This is a genomic window from Streptomyces sp. NPDC056479, from assembly GCF_042795335.1.
Taxonomy (GTDB): domain Bacteria; phylum Actinomycetota; class Actinomycetes; order Streptomycetales; family Streptomycetaceae; genus Streptomyces.
The window spans coordinates 120,873-136,830 of the sequence record NZ_JBHTRZ010000003.1 but is presented as its reverse complement, the minus strand read 5'-3'; the positions used below and the strand labels follow the sequence as shown (position 1 = coordinate 136,830).

Here is a 15,958-nt window from a genome sequence, read left to right as displayed (position 1 = left end):
CGAGTCATCAGCGGCCTGGGCTGTCGCCCTGATTGCCGCTCTCGGCACTCTTTTCGGCGTAGTGGTAACTGTCTTGGGAAGCATCTATGCAGCGAAAAAGAAGGTAAAAGAACTCGAGCTGACGTATCAGCAGAAACTGCAAGAGTCGTATCTTCAGAACGCGCGGGCCTACTTGGAAAGGAGCCGGAACGCCGTCCCTATCCCGCCCGTCTTCATGCCGTTCCTGCGCGCCCACAAGGCGCAGCAAGAGGAGATGCGAGCCGCCGCCGAGGAGCTGTGGGAGGAACACCACGTGGTGTTCTCGCGTCCCGACGGGCGCCCGCTAGACCCGCGGCAGGACTACGAGGAGTTCAAGGATCTGCTCGTCGAGGCCGGGATCGATGACCGCCATCTGTACGACGGGAGCCGGCATACGGCCGGCACGATCCTGAACGAGCTGGGCGTCGACATGCCCACCATCATGGAGATCCTGCGGCACACCCAGATCAGCCAGACCCGCCGCTATGTGAAGGGCCGATCCCACCTGTCGAAGGACGCGATGCGGCGCATGGGCGAGTTCTTTGTGCCCGCTCCCCCGGCGCCCGATCCGGGCCCCACTGAGACCAAAACTGAGACCCTCGACAGCCGCGCGGCACGCGCTCAACGTCGCCGCCGCATCCGGCAAAGCAAAAGCCCCAGGTCACGGCGAGTGAGTCCTGAGGCTTCGGCAGAGCCGCCTTCGGGATTCGAACCCGAGACCTACGCATTACGAGTGCGTTGCTCTGGCCATCTGAGCTAAGGCGGCGCGCTGTCCGCACTATGGTGCGATCAGCAACGTCGGTAAGTCTACACAGTTTCTGAAGTGCTCCGTACCAAGGGCCGCCCGGCCTCCGACCGCCCCGGAGGGCCGTATTCCGGGGCAGTCGGTAGGGCTAGGCGCAGCGCTTGTCGCGGGTCGGTGGGGTCCCTCGGACGAGGTACGCGTTGATCGTGGCGTCGATGCAGGTGCTGCCCCGGCCGTATGCCGTGTGACCGTCGCCGTCGTAGGTGAGGAGGCGGGACGAGGTGAGCTGGCGGGAGAGGGCCTGGGCCCAGCGGTAGGGGGTCGCCGGGTCGCGGGTGGTGCCGACCACGACGATCGGGGCCGCGCCCTTCGCCTCGATGCGGCGCGGCTCACCGGTGGCGGCCACCGGCCAGTACGCGCAGTTCAGGGTGGCCCAGGCAAGGCCCTCGCCGAAGACGGGGGACGCCTTCTCGAAGGCGGGGAGGGATCTGCGGACCTCGTCGGGCGTGGAGAAGGCCGCTGGGAGGTCCACGCAGTTCACGGCGGCGTTGGCGAACATCAGGTTCGTGTAGCGGCCGTCGGCGTCGCGTTCGTAGTAGCTGTCGGACAGGACGAGGAGACCCGCCCCGTCGTTCTCCCGCATCGCCGAGGACAGCCCGTCGCGCAGTTGCGCCCAGGCGCCCTCGTCGTACATCGCCGCGATCACGCCCGTGGTGGCAAGGGATTCGCCCAGCTCACGGCCGTCCGCGTCGCCGGTCGGGACGGGCTTCGCGTCGAGCTTCTCGAAGAAGGCCTTGAGGTTGCCGCCGACCTCGCTCGCCTTGGTGCCCAGCGGGCAGTCCCGCTGCCCTACGCAGTCCTTCGCGAACGCCTGGAACGCCGTCTCGAACCCCGCCGTCTGGTCGAGGTTCATCCGGCGGGCGGGCAGGGAGGGGTCCATCGCGCCGTCCAGGACCAGCCGGCCCACCCGGTCCGGGAAGAGCCCGGCGTACGTCGCCCCGAGGAAGGTGCCGTACGACGCGCCCACATACGTGAGCTTGTCGTCCCCGACCGCCGCACGCAGGACGTCCATGTCGCGGGCCGCCTCGGCGGTGGAGACATGACGCAGGAGACCGGCCGCGTCCGCTCCGCACCCTTCCGCGAACCTCTTGTACGCGTCGACGAGCTCGCCGGTCTCCTTCTCGTCGTCCGGCGTGAAGTCCGTCTGTGTGTAGGCGTCCATCTCCTTGCCGTCGAGGCATTCGACCGGATCGCTGCCGGCGACTCCGCGCGGGTCGACGGCGACCATGTCGTAGCGGGCGCGCACCTCGGCCGGGTAGCCGATCCCCGCGTATTGCTGGAGGTAGCCGATCGCCGCACCGCCCGGCCCGCCCGGGTTCACGAGCAGCGATCCGAGCCGCTTGCCGGGTCCGGTCGCCTTCTTGCGGGTCACGGCGAGCCGGGTGTCCCCGGCCTCCGGCTTCGCGTAGTCGAGCGGCGCCCGCAGGGTGGCGCACTGGAAGCCGGGTACTCCGCAGTCGCGCCAGGTCAGCTTCTGCCCGTAGTACGGCGCGAGCGCGGCCGGTGTCGACTGCGGCAACGCGGCCAGCGCGGCCTCGGCCACCGGGCTCCCCGAGTGCGTCGAGCCGCCGGCGGTGCAGGCGGAGGCGAGCAGCGCGGCGACGGCTAGGAGGGTGCCGAGCGTGCCCGCCCGCCGACGGTGCCGACGGTGGTTGCGTGGACCCGGTCCGCTCGGGCTCGGGGCCGGGCTGCCTGGGGAGCTGTGCCTGGTGTGCATTTGGCGAGCGTAACTCTGTGCAGTGGATTGGATGCCCTGCGTGCACACCGCGGCTCGTACGTGTTACACGGTCAACCTCCCGTTGATCGCCTGCCGATGAGAGCACCCACGGGCCGCGCCGGAGTCCGGGCCGGCCGGCTGTCAGCCCGCCCTCAGCCCGCTCTGAGTGCCATGGTCATCGCCTCCACCGCCAGCAGCGGCGCCACATTGCCCTCAAGTGCGTCGCGGCAGGCGGCGATGGCCTCGATGCGGCGAAGCGTGGACTCCGGGGAGCTGTCACGGGCCAGGCGGTCCAGGGCGTCCTGGGCGTCGGTGTTGGCGAGGGCGATGCGGGAGCCGAGCTGGAGGGCGAGGACGTCGCGGTAGAAGGCGGTGAGGTCGGTCAGGGCGAGGTCGAGGCTGTCGCGCTGCGTCCTCGTACGGCGCCGCTTCTGCTTGTCCTCCAGGTCCTTCATCACACCCGCGGTGCCGCGCGGCATCCTGCCGCCCTGGGACGCGCCCAGGGCGGCCTTCAGTTCCTCGGTCTCCTTGGCGTCGATCTCCTCGGCGAGCTGTTTGGCGTCCTCGGCGGCGGCGTCCACCAGCTCCTGGGCGGCCTTGAGACAGGCGCCGACCTCGCCGAGGCGCAGCGGCAGCTTGAGCACGGACGCCCGGCGCTCGCGGGCCGCCGGGTCGGTGGCCAGGCGGCGGGCCCGGTCGACATGGCCCTGGGTGGCGCGGGCCGCCGCGGCGGCCACGTCGGGCTCGACGCCCTCACGGCGTACGAGCATGTCGGCGATGGCGTCGACCGACGGCGTGCTCAGATTCAGATGGCGGCAGCGGGAGCGGATGGTGGGCAGGACGTCCTCGAGGGAGGGGGCGCAGAGCAGCCAGACCGTGCGGGGGGCGGGCTCCTCCACTGCCTTGAGGACGGCGTTCGCGGACTTCTCGTTCAGCCGCTCGGCGTCCTCGACGAGGATGATCTGCCAGCGGCCGTTCGCGGGCGAGGTGAACGACTTGCGGACGGTGTCCCGCATGTCGTCGGCGAGGATCTGCGTGCCGACGGCGGCGACGGTGGTGACGTCGGCGTGCGTGCCCAGCAGCGCCGTATGGCATCCGTCGCAGAAACCGCAGCCGGGGGCGCCGCCGAGCGCGCGGTCCGGGCTGACGCACTGCAAGGCGGCGGCGAAGGCCCGGGCCGCCTGATTCCGGCCGGCCCCGGGCGGTCCCGTGAACAGCCAGGCGTGCGTCATCTTGGACGCTTCGGGGGGCGGCGCGCCGGTGGCAACGGCCGTGACGAGGGCGTCGGCGTCCCGGGCGGCAGCGCCCAGCTGCTCACTGACCCGCTCCTGGCCGACCAGGTCGTCCCACACGGTCATGGGTCACGCCCGCCTTTCGTCACACGTCACGTCGCCGGATCCATTGTGCGGGGCGGCACTGACAACGCGGACCGGGGCGGGCGGCCATGGGTGATCGTGGGACGCGGGTGAGCGGGGGCTGGGCAGCCCCCGCCGACCTCAGCGCCGTCGGCCCCGCCCGCGGCCCCCGTCGTCGCCGTACTCGTCGTCATGCGGGCCGAGGAGCTCGTCCGCCAGCGACGGCAGATCGTCCAGCGGAGTCTCCTCGGCCCAGTCGGACCGGGCCCTGCGCCGCGGCGCGCCCGCCTCGTCGACCTGGGGCATCTCACGCGTACGGTCCTCGTCGCGGAAGTACCCCGGCGGAACCCGGTCCCCGGGCTCGTCCCCCGACACGGGAGGCAGCACGGCCGTCTCGTCCGCGGCACCCGGAGGAACCGGCGGAAGCACGGCCGTCTCGTCGGCCGCACCCGGCACCACCGGAGGCAGCACCGCGGTCTCGTCCGCCGCACCCGGGGGAACCGGCGGAAGCACGGCCGTCTCGTCCGCCGCCCCGGCAGGCGCCGGCGGCTGCGGCAGCTTCGTCGTCACCTCGGACTCGGACGGCCCGGAAGCACGCTCACCCGAGGGCTGCTGGCCGGAAGGCCGCTCGTCGCCGGGCTCCTCATCGCGCACCGGCCGCAGCACGGTCGTCTCGTCCGACGCCCCACCCGGCACGTTCCCCGGCGCCACCAGTGGCGTGGGAACCGTCGCCGCGTCCCGGAAAGCGGCACGGGCCTCGGGCTCCGACCGCTTCGGACCCGCCTCCGCCGCGGCGGCGGCCTGCTCGGCCAGTCGCCGGGCCTCCTCCGCGCGCAGCAGGGCCTCCTCCGCCTTGCGCTGCTTCTCCAGGCGCCGTGCCTCGGCCTCGGCGTGGATGCGCGCCTCCTCCTCGGCCTGCTTGCGGCGCCGGTCCTCCTCGGCCTTGCGGCGCGCTTCCTGCTCGGCGCGCACCTTCTCCTCGGCGAGGAGCCGCAGGCGCTCCTCCTCGGCCCGCCGGCTCGCTTCCTCGGCCCGCTGCCGGGCCTCCTCCGCCTGCCGTTCGGCCTCGCGCCGCTGCGCCTCCTCCAGCTCGCGCCGCTTGCGCTCCTCCTCCTCGGCACGCAGCCGGGCGAGCTGCTCCTGGCGCTCGCGCTCCAGGCGCTCCTCCTCGGCCTTGCGGGCCGCCTCTTCCTCGGCCTTGCGGCGGGCCTCTTCCTCGGCCTTGCGGCGGGCCTCCTCCTGCGCCTGGATCTCGGCCTCGGAAAGCGGCAGCATCTGGTCGAGCCGGTGCCGGATGACCGTGGTCACCGACTCGGGCTCCTGGCCGGCGTCCACCACCAGGTAGCGCCCGGGGTCGGCCGCGGCCAGCGTCAGGAAGCCGGAGCGCACGCGCGCGTGGAACTCCGCCGGCTCCGACTCCAGCCGGTCCGGCGCCTCGGTGAACCGCTCGCGGGCGATCTCCGGCGAGACGTCCAGCAGCACGGTCAGGTGGGGCGCCAGTCCGTTCGTCGCCCAGCGGTTGATGCGGGCGATCTCCGTCGGGGACAGGTCGCGGCCCGCGCCCTGGTAGGCGACGGAGGAGTCGATGTAGCGGTCCGAGATCACCACGGCGCCGCGCTCCAGGGCGGGCCTGACCACCGTGTCCACGTGCTCCGCGCGGTCCGCCGCGTACAGCAGCGCCTCCGCGCGGTGCGACAGGCCGGCGCTCGACACGTCCAGCAGGATCGAACGCAGCCGCTTGCCGACCGCTGTCGCGCCGGGCTCGCGCGTGACGACGACCTCGTGGCCCTTGCCACGGATCCACTCGGCGAGCGCCTCGGCCTGGGTGGACTTCCCGGCGCCGTCGCCGCCCTCCAGGGCGATGAAGAATCCGGACGTCGCGGGCACCAGCTCCGGGTCGTCACCGCCGAGCACCGCGTCCCGCAGGTCCTGCCGCAGCGGCACGCCGGAGCGGTCGTCGACCTTGGCCAGCACCAGCACGGCCACCGGCAGCAGCAGCGCCCCGACCAGCATCAGCGTGAACGCCGCACCGCCGTGCGCGAAGACGAACTTGCCGCTCTCCAGCCGGTGCGGCCCGATGAGCGCGGCCACCAGCGGCGCGATCACCGCGCCGAGCGCCACGCAGACCCGTACGACCGCGTGCAGGTGCTCCGTGGTCCGCGCCCGCCGGAACTCCTCGGCCTCCTGGTCGATCAGCGTGTGCCCGGTGTTGGCGGCCACGCCCGCGCCGGCCCCGGCCAGCGCGACGATCAGCAGGACGGTCGTGACGTCCGGGACGAGGCCCGCGGCCAGCAGCGCGATGCCGGTGACGGCGATGGCCATCGCCAGCAGCCGGCGCCGCGACAGCGCGGGCAGCACGGAGGGCGCCGTACGGATGCCGACGACCACGCCGCCGGTCAGCGCGAGCACCAGCAGGCCGTACAGCACCGGGCCGCCGCCCAGGTCCTTGGCGTGCAGCACGGCCACGGCGACGGCCGCGGCCACCGCTGCGGCCACCGCCGCGCACGCCGTCACCAGCAGCGCGATCGCGCCGGTACGGCCCTTGTCCACGCCCGAGCCGGTCTTCGGGCGGCGCAGCCCCTCCAGCGGCGACCGCGCGCGCGGAGTGCGCGTGTCGGGCAGCTCCAGGAACGTCAGCACGGACAGGGACGCGGCGAACAGACCGGCCGCGACATACGACGCGAGGGCCGCCTGGTGCTGCTCGAACCAGTCGAGCCCGGCACCGAGCAGGTTGTTCAGCAGAGCGGCGACGACGAGTGCGGCGGCGCCCATCGGGACCGCCACGAAGCTCGTGCGCAGCGACAGGCGGCGCAGGGCGTCCATGTGGTCGGGCAGCGGTCGTACCGTCGCGCCCTCCGGCGGCGGGGGCGGCAGCAGCGCGGGCGCCGCGCTCTCCCGGCACACCGTCCAGAAACGCTCGGCCACGCCGGTCACGAAGACGGTCACCAGGAGGACCGCCAGCGCGTTGTCCGGCGACCAGTCGATCCACAGCGGCGCGACGATCAGCAGGGCCGCCCGCAGTCCGTCCGCGCCGACCATGGTCCAGCGCCGGTCGAGCGGGCCCTCCTGCGAGGTCAGCGACGTCAGCGGGCCGAGGAGTACGGCGCCGAAGAGCAGGGTGGCCAGGATGCGTACCCCGAAGACGGTCGCCACTGCGAACGCCACGCCCCGGTAGCCACCGCCGAACGACCCTTCGGCGATCGCCGCCTGAAGGGCCAGCAGAACCAGTACAAAAAGGGCGAGAATGTCGCCGACACCGCCCACCAACTGCGCACTCCACAGTCGCTTGAGCTGCGGTCGGCGCAGCAGGGCGCGCACGGCGCGCTCGCGTGAGTCCGCCGCCAGGGCGTCGTCGGGGGCCGTGTTGGGGGCCGTTGGCTGCTCGGCTCGCGTCATGCTTTCAGCCTATCGGGACCCACCGACAGCCCGGCGCTCCCGCCCGAACGTACGCACGCCCCGACACCAAACTGATGCCGAGGCGTTCGTTTTGCGAACCGCAAGTGAAGAACCGGACCGCCAACCGGCCCCCGTGGAAGCCCGGTTGGTCCCGAGATGAGAGCCGCTCAGCCCTCCGTCGGCTCAGTCCTCCGTCGACGAATTGGAAGCCGTCGCCTTCTTGGCAACCGTCTTCTTCGCCGTGGTCTTCTTCGCAGCCGTCGTCGTCTTCTTCGCCGCGGTCTTCTTGGCGGCCGTCTTCTTGGCCGGGGCGGCCTTCTTGGCGGTCGTCTTCTTCGCGGGTGCCTTCTTCGCCGTCTTCTTGGCAGGGCCCTTCGCGCGCTTCTCGGCGAGCAGCTCGAAGCCGCGCTCCGGCGTGATCGTCTCGACGCTGTCGCCGGAGCGCAGGGTCGCGTTGGTCTCGCCGTCGGTGACGTACGGCCCGAAGCGACCGTCCTTGACCACGACCGGCTTCTCGCTGACCGGGTCCACGCCCAGCTCCTTCAGCGGCGGCTTGGCGGCCGCGCGGCCACGCTGCTTGGGCTGGGCGTAGATCGCCTGCGCCTCCTCCAGCGTGATCGTGAACAGCTGCTCCTCGTCCTGCAGGGAGCGCGAGTCCGTGCCCTTCTTCAGATACGGCCCGTAGCGGCCGTTCTGCGCGGTGATCTCCACGCCCTCCGCGTCCTTGCCGACGACCCGCGGCAGGGACATCAGCTTGAGCGCGTCCTCCAGCGTCACCGTGTCGAGCGCCATCGACTTGAACAGCGAGGCCGTACGCGGCTTGACGGCGTTCTTGCCGGTCTTCGGGGTGCCCTCGGGGAGCACCTCGGTGACGTACGGGCCGTACCGGCCGTCCTTGGCGACGATCTCGTGGCCGGTCTGCGGGTCGGTGCCGAGCTCGAAGTCGCCGCTGGGCTTGGCCAGCAGTTCCTCGGCCAGCTCGACGGACAGCTCGTCCGGCGCCAGGTCGTCCGGGATGTCGGCGCGCTGGTGCTGCTCGGTGTCCTTCTCGCCGCGCTCGATGTAGGGGCCGTAGCGGCCCACGCGCAGCACGATGTCGTTGCCCACGGGGAACGACGACACCTCGCGCGCGTCGATCGCGCCCAGGTCGGTCACCAGTTCCTTGAGGCCGCCGAGGTGGTCCCCGTCGCCGTTGCCGGCGTCGGCCGCGCTGCCGTTGTGCGTGCCCTCGCCGAAGTAGAACCGCTTCAGCCACGGCACGGACTGGGCCTCACCGCGGGCGATGCGGTCGAGGTCGTCCTCCATCTTGGCGGTGAAGTCGTAGTCGACGAGCCGCCCGAAGTGCTTCTCCAGGAGGTTGACCACGGCGAAGGACAGGAAGGACGGGACGAGCGCGGTGCCCTTCTTGAACACATACCCGCGGTCCAGGATCGTGCCGATGATCGACGCGTACGTCGACGGGCGGCCGATCTCGCGCTCTTCCAGCTCCTTGACCAGGGAGGCCTCGGTGTAGCGGGCCGGGGGCTTGGTGGCGTGCCCGTCGACCGTGATCTCCTCGGCGCTGAGCGCGTCGCCCTCGTTGACCTGCGGCAGCCGGCGCTCGCGGTCGTCGAGCTCGGCGTTCGGGTCGTCGGCGCCTTCGACGTACGCCTTGAGGAAGCCGTGGAAGGTGATCGTCTTGCCGGACGCGCTGAACTCGACGTCCCGCCCGTCGGCCGCGGTGCCGCCGATCTTGACGGTGACGGAGTTACCGGTCGCGTCCTTCATCTGGGAGGCGACGGTCCGCTTCCAGATCAGCTCGTAAAGCTTGAACTGGTCGCCGGTCAGCCCGGTCTCGGCAGGCGTGCGGAAGCGGTCGCCGGAGGGGCGGATCGCCTCGTGCGCCTCCTGCGCGTTCTTGACCTTCCCGGCGTACGTCCGCGGGGCGGACGGCAGGTAGTCGGCGCCGTACAGCTGAGTGACCTGGGCGCGGGCGGCCGCCACGGCGGTGTCGCTCAGCGTCGTGGAGTCCGTACGCATGTACGTGATGTAGCCGTTTTCGTACAGCTTCTGCGCGACCTGCATCGTGGCCTTCGCGCCGAAGCCGAGCTTGCGGCTGGCCTCCTGCTGCAGCGTCGTCGTACGGAACGGGGCGTACGGCGAGCGGCGGTACGGCTTGGACTCGACGGACCGGACGGCGAACGGCGTCTGCTCCAGGGCGGCGGCGAGGGCGCGGGCGTTGGCCTCGTCGAGGTGGAGGATGTTCGCGCTCTTCAGCTGTCCCAGGGAGTCGAAGTCGCGGCCCTGCGCGACCCGCCTGCCGTCGACGGTCTGCAGGCGGGCGACCAGCGACGACGGGTCCGACGAGTCCCCGGTGCGGCCGGTCGCGAAGGTGCCCGTCAGGTCCCAGTACTCGGCAGAACGAAACGCGATGCGGTCGCGTTCCCGCTCCACGACGAGTCGGGTGGCGACCGACTGGACACGGCCCGCGGACAGCCGCGGCATGACCTTCTTCCACAGGACCGGCGAGACCTCGTAGCCGTAGAGACGGTCGAGGATGCGGCGGGTCTCCTGGGCGTCGACCAGCTTCTGGTTCAGCTCGCGCGGGTTGGCGACGGCGGCCTGGATCGCGGCCTTGGTGATCTCGTGGAAGACCATCCGCTTGACCGGGACCTTGGGCTTGAGCACTTCCTGGAGGTGCCACGCGATGGCCTCGCCCTCGCGGTCCTCATCGGTGGCGAGGAAGAGCTCGTCGGAGTCCTTCAGCAGGTCCTTGAGCTTCTTGACCTGGGCCCGCTTGTCGGCGTTGACCACATAGATCGGCTCGAAGTCGTGCTCGACGTCCACACCGAGGCGGCGGACCTCACCGGTGTACTTCTCCGGCACCTCCGCGGCGCCGTTCGGGAGGTCGCGGATGTGCCCGACGCTCGCCTCGACTACGTATCCGGGGCCGAGGTAGCCCTTGATCGTCTTCGCCTTGGCAGGGGACTCGACGATGACGAGTCGGCGGCCGCCATGTGCGGTCTCGCTGGTCGGGGACAACTTCGCTCTTCTCTCCGGTCGACGCTGGGGCCTCCCCAGGTCGCATGGGTCCCGGGGTCGGGTGGTGGTGACGCTGCGGAGTGTGACGGTACATCCCGCCCCGTTGTCAAACGGGAAAAGCCCGCAACGGCCACTCGAACGGTAACCCGACTTCCGCCATTCCTGCCGCCCGGAGTGGCCACAGGTCTATTCGAGCCTTTCCGGAGGGCGGCTCCCCAATTATCGGTCGCCCAGCTCATGGGCGTTCTCAGAGGCGGGCGAAGCACCAGGTTCCGAGGATCAGCGCGATCACCGAGACAAGGCCCGCGAGCGTCGCCGATGCGACAGGGTTCACACCGTGGGCGACGGGCTGGCGCTGTCGTACCCGGATCGCGGTCCACACCAGCAGCCCGCCTCCGAACAGGGCGAACACGATGCCGGCGAAGATCGCCGGTCCTCTTTCCATGGTCCGCTTGCCCCTTTTCTCCCGTACGCGAGTGCCCCGGCCCGGGGAGGCTGACACGCGCGGACGGCGCTCAGGCGAATCTCAGGTGAACGCGGAACCGACGCGGCTGTGGACTCTCCTGACCCCGCGGTCCCGGCTGCCACGACCGCCCCACCGGATCCTCCACCCTCGTCGGCCTCGTCCGCCTCAGACCGCGCCGGGCGCGGATATTTTTCCGGTCGTCTCGGATCCGTCGGCCCGGCCGACCGTGCACACGACCTTGTTGAAGCCCCGTTCCCAGTCCTCCTCGTCCGCGATCCAGCCGTAGACGGTCCGCTCCGAACCCGGTGCCCAGACCGACTCGAATTTGTTCCCGCACAGCTTGGTGGCGTTGTCGGAGGCCTTCTTGTGGTTCATTTCGCCGGGCGCCTGAACCGTGCCTATGACCTGGTCGGTGTGCGGTTCGGAGCAGTTGATCAACGGGGCGTTGTAACCGTCCTCCTGTTCCTCGTAGACCCAGCAGTCGCCGACGCTCATCTGACCGACCCACAGGTTCTCGCCGTCGTCGCGGAAGCGGCCCACTTCGCCGCCTATCGCCGCATGCCTGCCGAGTACGAGACATGCCGTACCGCTGCCCGTCGCGGCGAACCCGTCCTTCGTCGGTACGACGGCGTAGGCGGCGGCGTCCGGCAGCGCGGTGGCGAGCGCCCTGCTCTGCTTCTCACAGCGCCCGGCGCCCTCCGCGCGGGCGTCTTCGAAGTCGGTGGCGGTGGCGACGGCCACGACCTGGCCGTCGGGCCAGTCCTCGGCGCAGTCCACCACCCCCAGGTTCGGTGGCGACTCGAACGGCGTCCCCGACCACACCGCCTGCACACAGTCCCCGGCTTCCAGCGGCTCCGTGAGCCCCACGACCTCGCCGTACGGATACACGGGCCCGGCCGGCGCCGACGCCCTCGGCGACCCGCCCGCCGAGGGCGAGCTCTTCGTCGCGGAGTCCTTCTTGTCCCGGCCGTCACCGCTGGTCAGCGACACGGCGGCCCATGTCCCACCGGCGACGACGAGCACGATGCCGACAACGAGCGCGATGAGCGTGACGCGCTTCCTGGCGGCGGCGTTCGGGTCCCGGCCCTCGCCTCCCCCGCCGGGCAGGGGACCTCCGAGCCCACCCGTGCTCCAGGCACCGCCCGGGCCACCCGGCGTACCGCTCATGTACGAGGGCGTGGTCGCGGCTCCCGCGTACGAGGGCGGGGCGGGGCGCGCGGGGTACGGCGGCGGCGAGCTGGGGCTCCCGGTGTACGGCGGCTGAGCCGTCCCACCCGCGTGCGGGGGCTGCCCTCCGCTGCCGGCGTAGGGCGACCGGTCGGCGCCGTCCGCGCCGGGGGCTTGCGGGTACGGGCCCTGTGCGTAGGGGCGCTGCGCGTAGGGGTTCCCCGGGTCGAACGGCGGCTGCGAGGAGGGCTGGCGCCAGCCGTCGTACGGACCCGGCGGAGTGTGGGGCGTGGGTGTCTGCGGGGTGTTCGGCGTCGAGGCCGAGCCCGGCGTCGGCGGAGTGCCGGGCGCCGGTCCGAAACCGTCCGGCGTCCCGGGGATGCCGGACGCGGGCCCCGAGCCCCCCGGCGCCCGCAACGGCCCGCCGAGATCCGCCCCCGGCGTCCCAGGCACTCCCCGCGCCACCCGCTCCAGCCCCCGTCCCACCACCTCCGGCGCCGACCGCCGCACCGGGTCCTTCACCAGCAACCCCTGGAGCACCGGCGCCAGTTCGCCCGCCCGGACCGGCGGGGTCGCTTCCTCGCCGAGCAGGGCGGTCAGGGTGGCGTAGTCGCCGTGACGGTCGAAGGGGCCGCGGCCCTCCACCGCGGTGTACAGCGTGGCGCCGAGGGAGAACAGGTCGGCGGCGGGTGTGGGCGGTTCGCCGCGGGCGCGTTCCGGGGCGAGGTAGCCGGGGGTGCCGAGGATGCCCGCGGTGGCCGTGAGCCGGGGCTCGCGGGACTCGGGCTGGAGGGCGATGCCGTAGTCGGTGAGCAGAACGCGCGCGTAGGGGTCGCCCGAAGCGTCGGACGCCAGAAGGATGTTAGCCGGTTTCACATCCCTGTGGAGGATGCCGATCCGGTGCCCGGCGGTCAGCGCGTCGAGCACGGCGAGCCCGACGCGGGCCGCCTGAACGGGCGTCAGCGGCCCCGAACTCCGTACGACGGCCTGGAGATCCACCGCGTCCGGCACGTACTCCATGACGATCCACGGCAGCCCCTCGTGCACCACCACGTCATGCACCGTGGCCACATGCGGATGCCCGCGCAGCCGCGCCGCGTGCCGGGCCTCGCTGCGGGCCCGCGCGATGCGCTGCGAGGTCTCACTCGCGTCCATCGGCCCGTCCGCGAGCGCGATCTCCTTCAGCGCGACCTCGCAGGCCAACTCCTCGTCGTGCGCGAGCCACACCCGTCCCATGCCGCCCGCGCCGAGCGTCCGCAGCAGCCGGTACCGCCCGTTGATGAACCTGCCTTCGCCGTGATCCGGCGTCTCCCCCGCCATCACGCCTCCCCCCGAGACCCGGGACAGCGCGCCTCCCCCGAGGGCGCGTCGGGTCCGTCTCCCGAAGGTAGCCTCGCACCCACCACTAACAGGAGACCTTTTCCGGATCAATCCCATCAGATCGGACACAAGGGCATCAGAGGTGACGACACACCTCAGGTGTGTCGAGGGTCGCCGGCCCCGAGCCGGGTCACCGCGCCGGTTCGAGGAACCCCTGCTCCACCAGCAGCCGGATCTGCGCGGGCGTACGGTCGCGCAGCAACACCGGATCCTCGCCCATCAGTTGGGCGATGGCGTCCAGGATGCGGCCCGCGCTGAGTGTGCCGTCGCACACACCGGCGAAGCCCGCGCCGACCGTGTCCACCTGGGTGGCCCGGCGCATCCCGCGGTGCTGACGCAGCACCACGTGCTCCGGGTCCTCCGCGCCGGGCATCCCGACCTGCTCCTGCACGACCTCGGCGACGAGCCGGAAGTGGTCCGCCAGCAGGGCCGCGTCGTCGCGGGCCCGCAGATAGTCGATCCGGTCGAAGTGCTCCCGCACCGTGTCGCCGAGCGGCTGCTCGACCGGATGCGGCCACTCCTCCACGGTGATCGCGGGCACGGCGGCCGAAGTCTTCCGCAGGGTGATCCACCCGAACCCCACGGCCTTCACCTTGCGCGCCTCGAACTCGTCCAGCCACGCGTCGTACCGCGCCTGGTACTCGGCCGCGTCACCCCGGTGGTCACCGGCGTCCCTGAGCCACAACTCGGCGTACTGCGTGACGTCCTGGACCTCGCGCTGCACGATCCACGCATCGCACCCGCGCGGCACCCAGGACCTGAGCCTGTCCTGCCAGTCCTCCCCCTCCACCTGCTGCCAGTTGGCGAGGAACTGCGCGAACCCGCCCTCGTTCAGCCGCTCCCCCGCTCCCTGAACGATCGACCGGCACAGATCGTCCCCGCCCATCCCGCCGTCGCGGTACGTCAGCCGCGCGCCCGGCGAGATCACGAAAGGCGGGTTGGACACGATCAGGTCGTACGTCTCGCCGTTCTTGAGCGGCTCGTACAGCGAGCCCTGCCGAAGGTCCGAGACCGGGGCGCCGGACAGCGCGAGCGTCAGCGCGGTGATGTGCAGGGCGCGCGGATTGAGGTCGGTCGCCGTCACGCGCGTGGCGTGCTGCGCGGCGTGCAGGGCCTGGATGCCGGACCCGGTGCCGAGGTCGAGGGCGGCGGGGACGGGCGTACGGACGGTGATGCCGGCGAGGGTCGTGGAGGCGCCGCCGACGCCGAGGACGACACCCTCGTCCTTGCTGCCGATGCCGCCCGCACCGCCGACCGCGCACCCCAGGTCGGACACGATGAACCAGTCCTCGCCGTCGGGCCCGCCGTACGGCCGTACGTCCACGGTCGCGGAGACGTCGTCGCCGGGGGCGCCGCCGACCCGGACCAGCCACCCGCTCTCCAGGCACGCGTCCAGGGGCAGCACGTCGGCCACGCGCGCATGCGGCACGGGCTGCTGCAACAGGAACAGCCGTACGAGCGCCTCGAGGGGCGTGTCTCCCCGGGTCGCCCGGAGCGCGGGCACGGTCTCGCTGCGCGCGAGCGCCGCGTATGCGGGCGCTCCGAGCAGTTCGAGCAGCCCGTCGGCGGTGAAGGAGGCCCTGAGCAGGGCCTCCCGCAGCCGGGTGGCCACATCGGGGCGGTCGGAGGCGGGCAGGGCAGGCAGCGTGGAGTCACTCACGACCCCATTGTGTCCCGCGCCCGCCCCCGGAGTCGGCACGGCTGTCGCCGAGCGGAACGGTTCGACCGCGGGAGGCGCCGAAACGGCTCGGCCTTCCGAGGCCGCGTTCGGCTCAGCTGTCGGTGGACCCGGACGCCACGGCGGCCTGCTTGCAGCCCTCCTGCGAGGTCAGCGCCTTCTTGGTGTCGCCGGACTCCAGCTTCTTCAGCGCCGTGATCGCGCTCTTGCGCTGGGTCTCGACCTGCTTCATCTCGGCCGACACCTCCTTCAGACCGGACGCGAACTTCCCCTGGTTCTTCGTGTCCAGCCCGTCGACCCGCTTCTTCAGGTCGGCGTAGGCGGCGGAGAGGGCGGTGAGCTTCTTGACGACGTCCTTCTGGACCGTCGCGCCGTCCTCGACGCCCGGAGGCGCCCCGGCGCCACTGATGAGCGTCGCGCGGGCCTTGTAGCCGTCGGCGAGGTCCTGGAAGGCCTTGGAGTCGGCCTGCTGGAGCTCCTCGGGCGTGCTGGTCGTGTCCTTGGCGGCCTTGGTGATCGCGACGTAGGCCGCCGAGATCTTCGCGTTTTGCGACGGCACCGCGTCGCAGACCTTCTTGGCCCAGGCGTCGAGCTCCTTGTTGCCCTCGTCGCTCGTGCATCCCGTCAGCGCCAGCACCAGTACCGCACCGCCGGACAGTGCGGCCGCGAGCTTCTTGTTCACCGGTTCGGTCCCTTCCGTGGCTCTCGGCCAACGGACCTTACACGTCGGACGGCGAACAGCTGTGCGCCAAATGCACCATTAATTGCATTGTCCGACTCTTTGCACCATGTGAGAGAAGGGTCACGGCTCGGGCGTGAACAGGCACAAGGCGGGGGGGGGGGGGGGGGGCCCCCCCCCCCCCCCCCCCCCCCCCCCCCGGCCCCCCCCCCCCCCCCCCCTTCGCCCGGTCCCCGCCCCCACCGAACACACCCACACCAGCCCAGCACCCGCCCC

General features: G+C 71.9%; 8 protein-coding genes, 1 tRNA gene and 1 pseudogene. 1 reads left to right on the top strand and 9 read right to left on the bottom strand.

All coding sequences use genetic code 11. The features are described from left to right. Window positions 1–178: 178 nt before the first annotated feature. Window positions 179–661, top strand: a pseudogene (locus ACFQ6S_RS12105) (tyrosine-type recombinase/integrase); the annotation flags it as partial. Window positions 662–710: 49 nt separating this feature from the next. Here ACFQ6S_RS12105 and ACFQ6S_RS12100 read toward each other — a convergent pair. The 9 genes from ACFQ6S_RS12100 to ACFQ6S_RS12060 form a co-directional block, all read right to left on the bottom strand. After that, a tRNA-Thr gene (locus tag ACFQ6S_RS12100) sits at window positions 711–784 on the bottom strand. A 127-nt stretch (window positions 785–911) separates the two neighbouring features. Beyond that, on the bottom strand, window positions 912–2,540 hold the full coding sequence (locus tag ACFQ6S_RS12095) for an alpha/beta hydrolase (RefSeq protein ID WP_383406851.1): 1,629 nt from the start codon (window positions 2,538–2,540) through the stop codon (window positions 912–914). 152 nt (window positions 2,541–2,692) lie between these two features. Next, complete coding sequence (locus tag ACFQ6S_RS12090) at window positions 2,693–3,898, bottom strand: DNA polymerase III subunit delta' (RefSeq protein WP_383406849.1); 1,206 nt, start codon at window positions 3,896–3,898, stop codon at window positions 2,693–2,695. 138 nt (window positions 3,899–4,036) lie between these two features. Continuing rightward, on the bottom strand, window positions 4,037–7,291 hold the full coding sequence (gene tmk / locus ACFQ6S_RS12085) for a dTMP kinase (protein ID WP_383406846.1): 3,255 nt from the start codon (window positions 7,289–7,291) through the stop codon (window positions 4,037–4,039). A gap of 183 nt (window positions 7,292–7,474) precedes the next feature. Further along, entirely contained in the window at window positions 7,475–10,312 is a 2,838-nt protein-coding gene (topA, locus tag ACFQ6S_RS12080; RefSeq protein ID WP_383406844.1) for a type I DNA topoisomerase, read from the bottom strand. A 247-nt stretch (window positions 10,313–10,559) separates the two neighbouring features. Further along, window positions 10,560–10,757 carry a hypothetical protein gene (locus tag ACFQ6S_RS12075; protein ID WP_383406842.1) on the bottom strand — a complete coding sequence of 66 codons (198 nt, stop codon included), beginning with the start codon at window positions 10,755–10,757 and terminating at the stop codon, window positions 10,560–10,562. A gap of 186 nt (window positions 10,758–10,943) precedes the next feature. Next, on the bottom strand, window positions 10,944–13,265 hold the full coding sequence (locus ACFQ6S_RS12070; protein ID WP_383406839.1) for a serine/threonine-protein kinase: 2,322 nt from the start codon (window positions 13,263–13,265) through the stop codon (window positions 10,944–10,946). A 190-nt stretch (window positions 13,266–13,455) separates the two neighbouring features. Continuing rightward, on the bottom strand, window positions 13,456–14,985 hold the full coding sequence (locus ACFQ6S_RS12065; RefSeq protein WP_383406837.1) for a methyltransferase: 1,530 nt from the start codon (window positions 14,983–14,985) through the stop codon (window positions 13,456–13,458). 112 nt (window positions 14,986–15,097) lie between these two features. After that, window positions 15,098–15,685, bottom strand: coding sequence for a small secreted protein (locus ACFQ6S_RS12060; RefSeq protein ID WP_383406836.1), 588 nt, complete (start codon window positions 15,683–15,685; stop codon window positions 15,098–15,100). Window positions 15,686–15,958 lie beyond the last annotated feature (273 nt).

What these genes read in the sequence shown, in the direction of transcription:
- ACFQ6S_RS12095 (WP_383406851.1), bottom strand. Translation starts at nt 2,540, where the DNA reads ATGCACACCAGGCACAGCTCCCCAGGCAGCCCGGCCCCGAGCCCGAGC.
- ACFQ6S_RS12090 (WP_383406849.1), bottom strand. Translation starts at nt 3,898, where the DNA reads ATGACCGTGTGGGACGACCTGGTCGGCCAGGAGCGGGTCAGTGAGCAG.
- tmk (WP_383406846.1), bottom strand. Translation starts at nt 7,291, where the DNA reads ATGACGCGAGCCGAGCAGCCAACGGCCCCCAACACGGCCCCCGACGAC.
- ACFQ6S_RS12075 (WP_383406842.1), bottom strand. Translation starts at nt 10,757, where the DNA reads ATGGAAAGAGGACCGGCGATCTTCGCCGGCATCGTGTTCGCCCTGTTC.
- ACFQ6S_RS12070 (WP_383406839.1), bottom strand. Translation starts at nt 13,265, where the DNA reads ATGGCGGGGGAGACGCCGGATCACGGCGAAGGCAGGTTCATCAACGGG.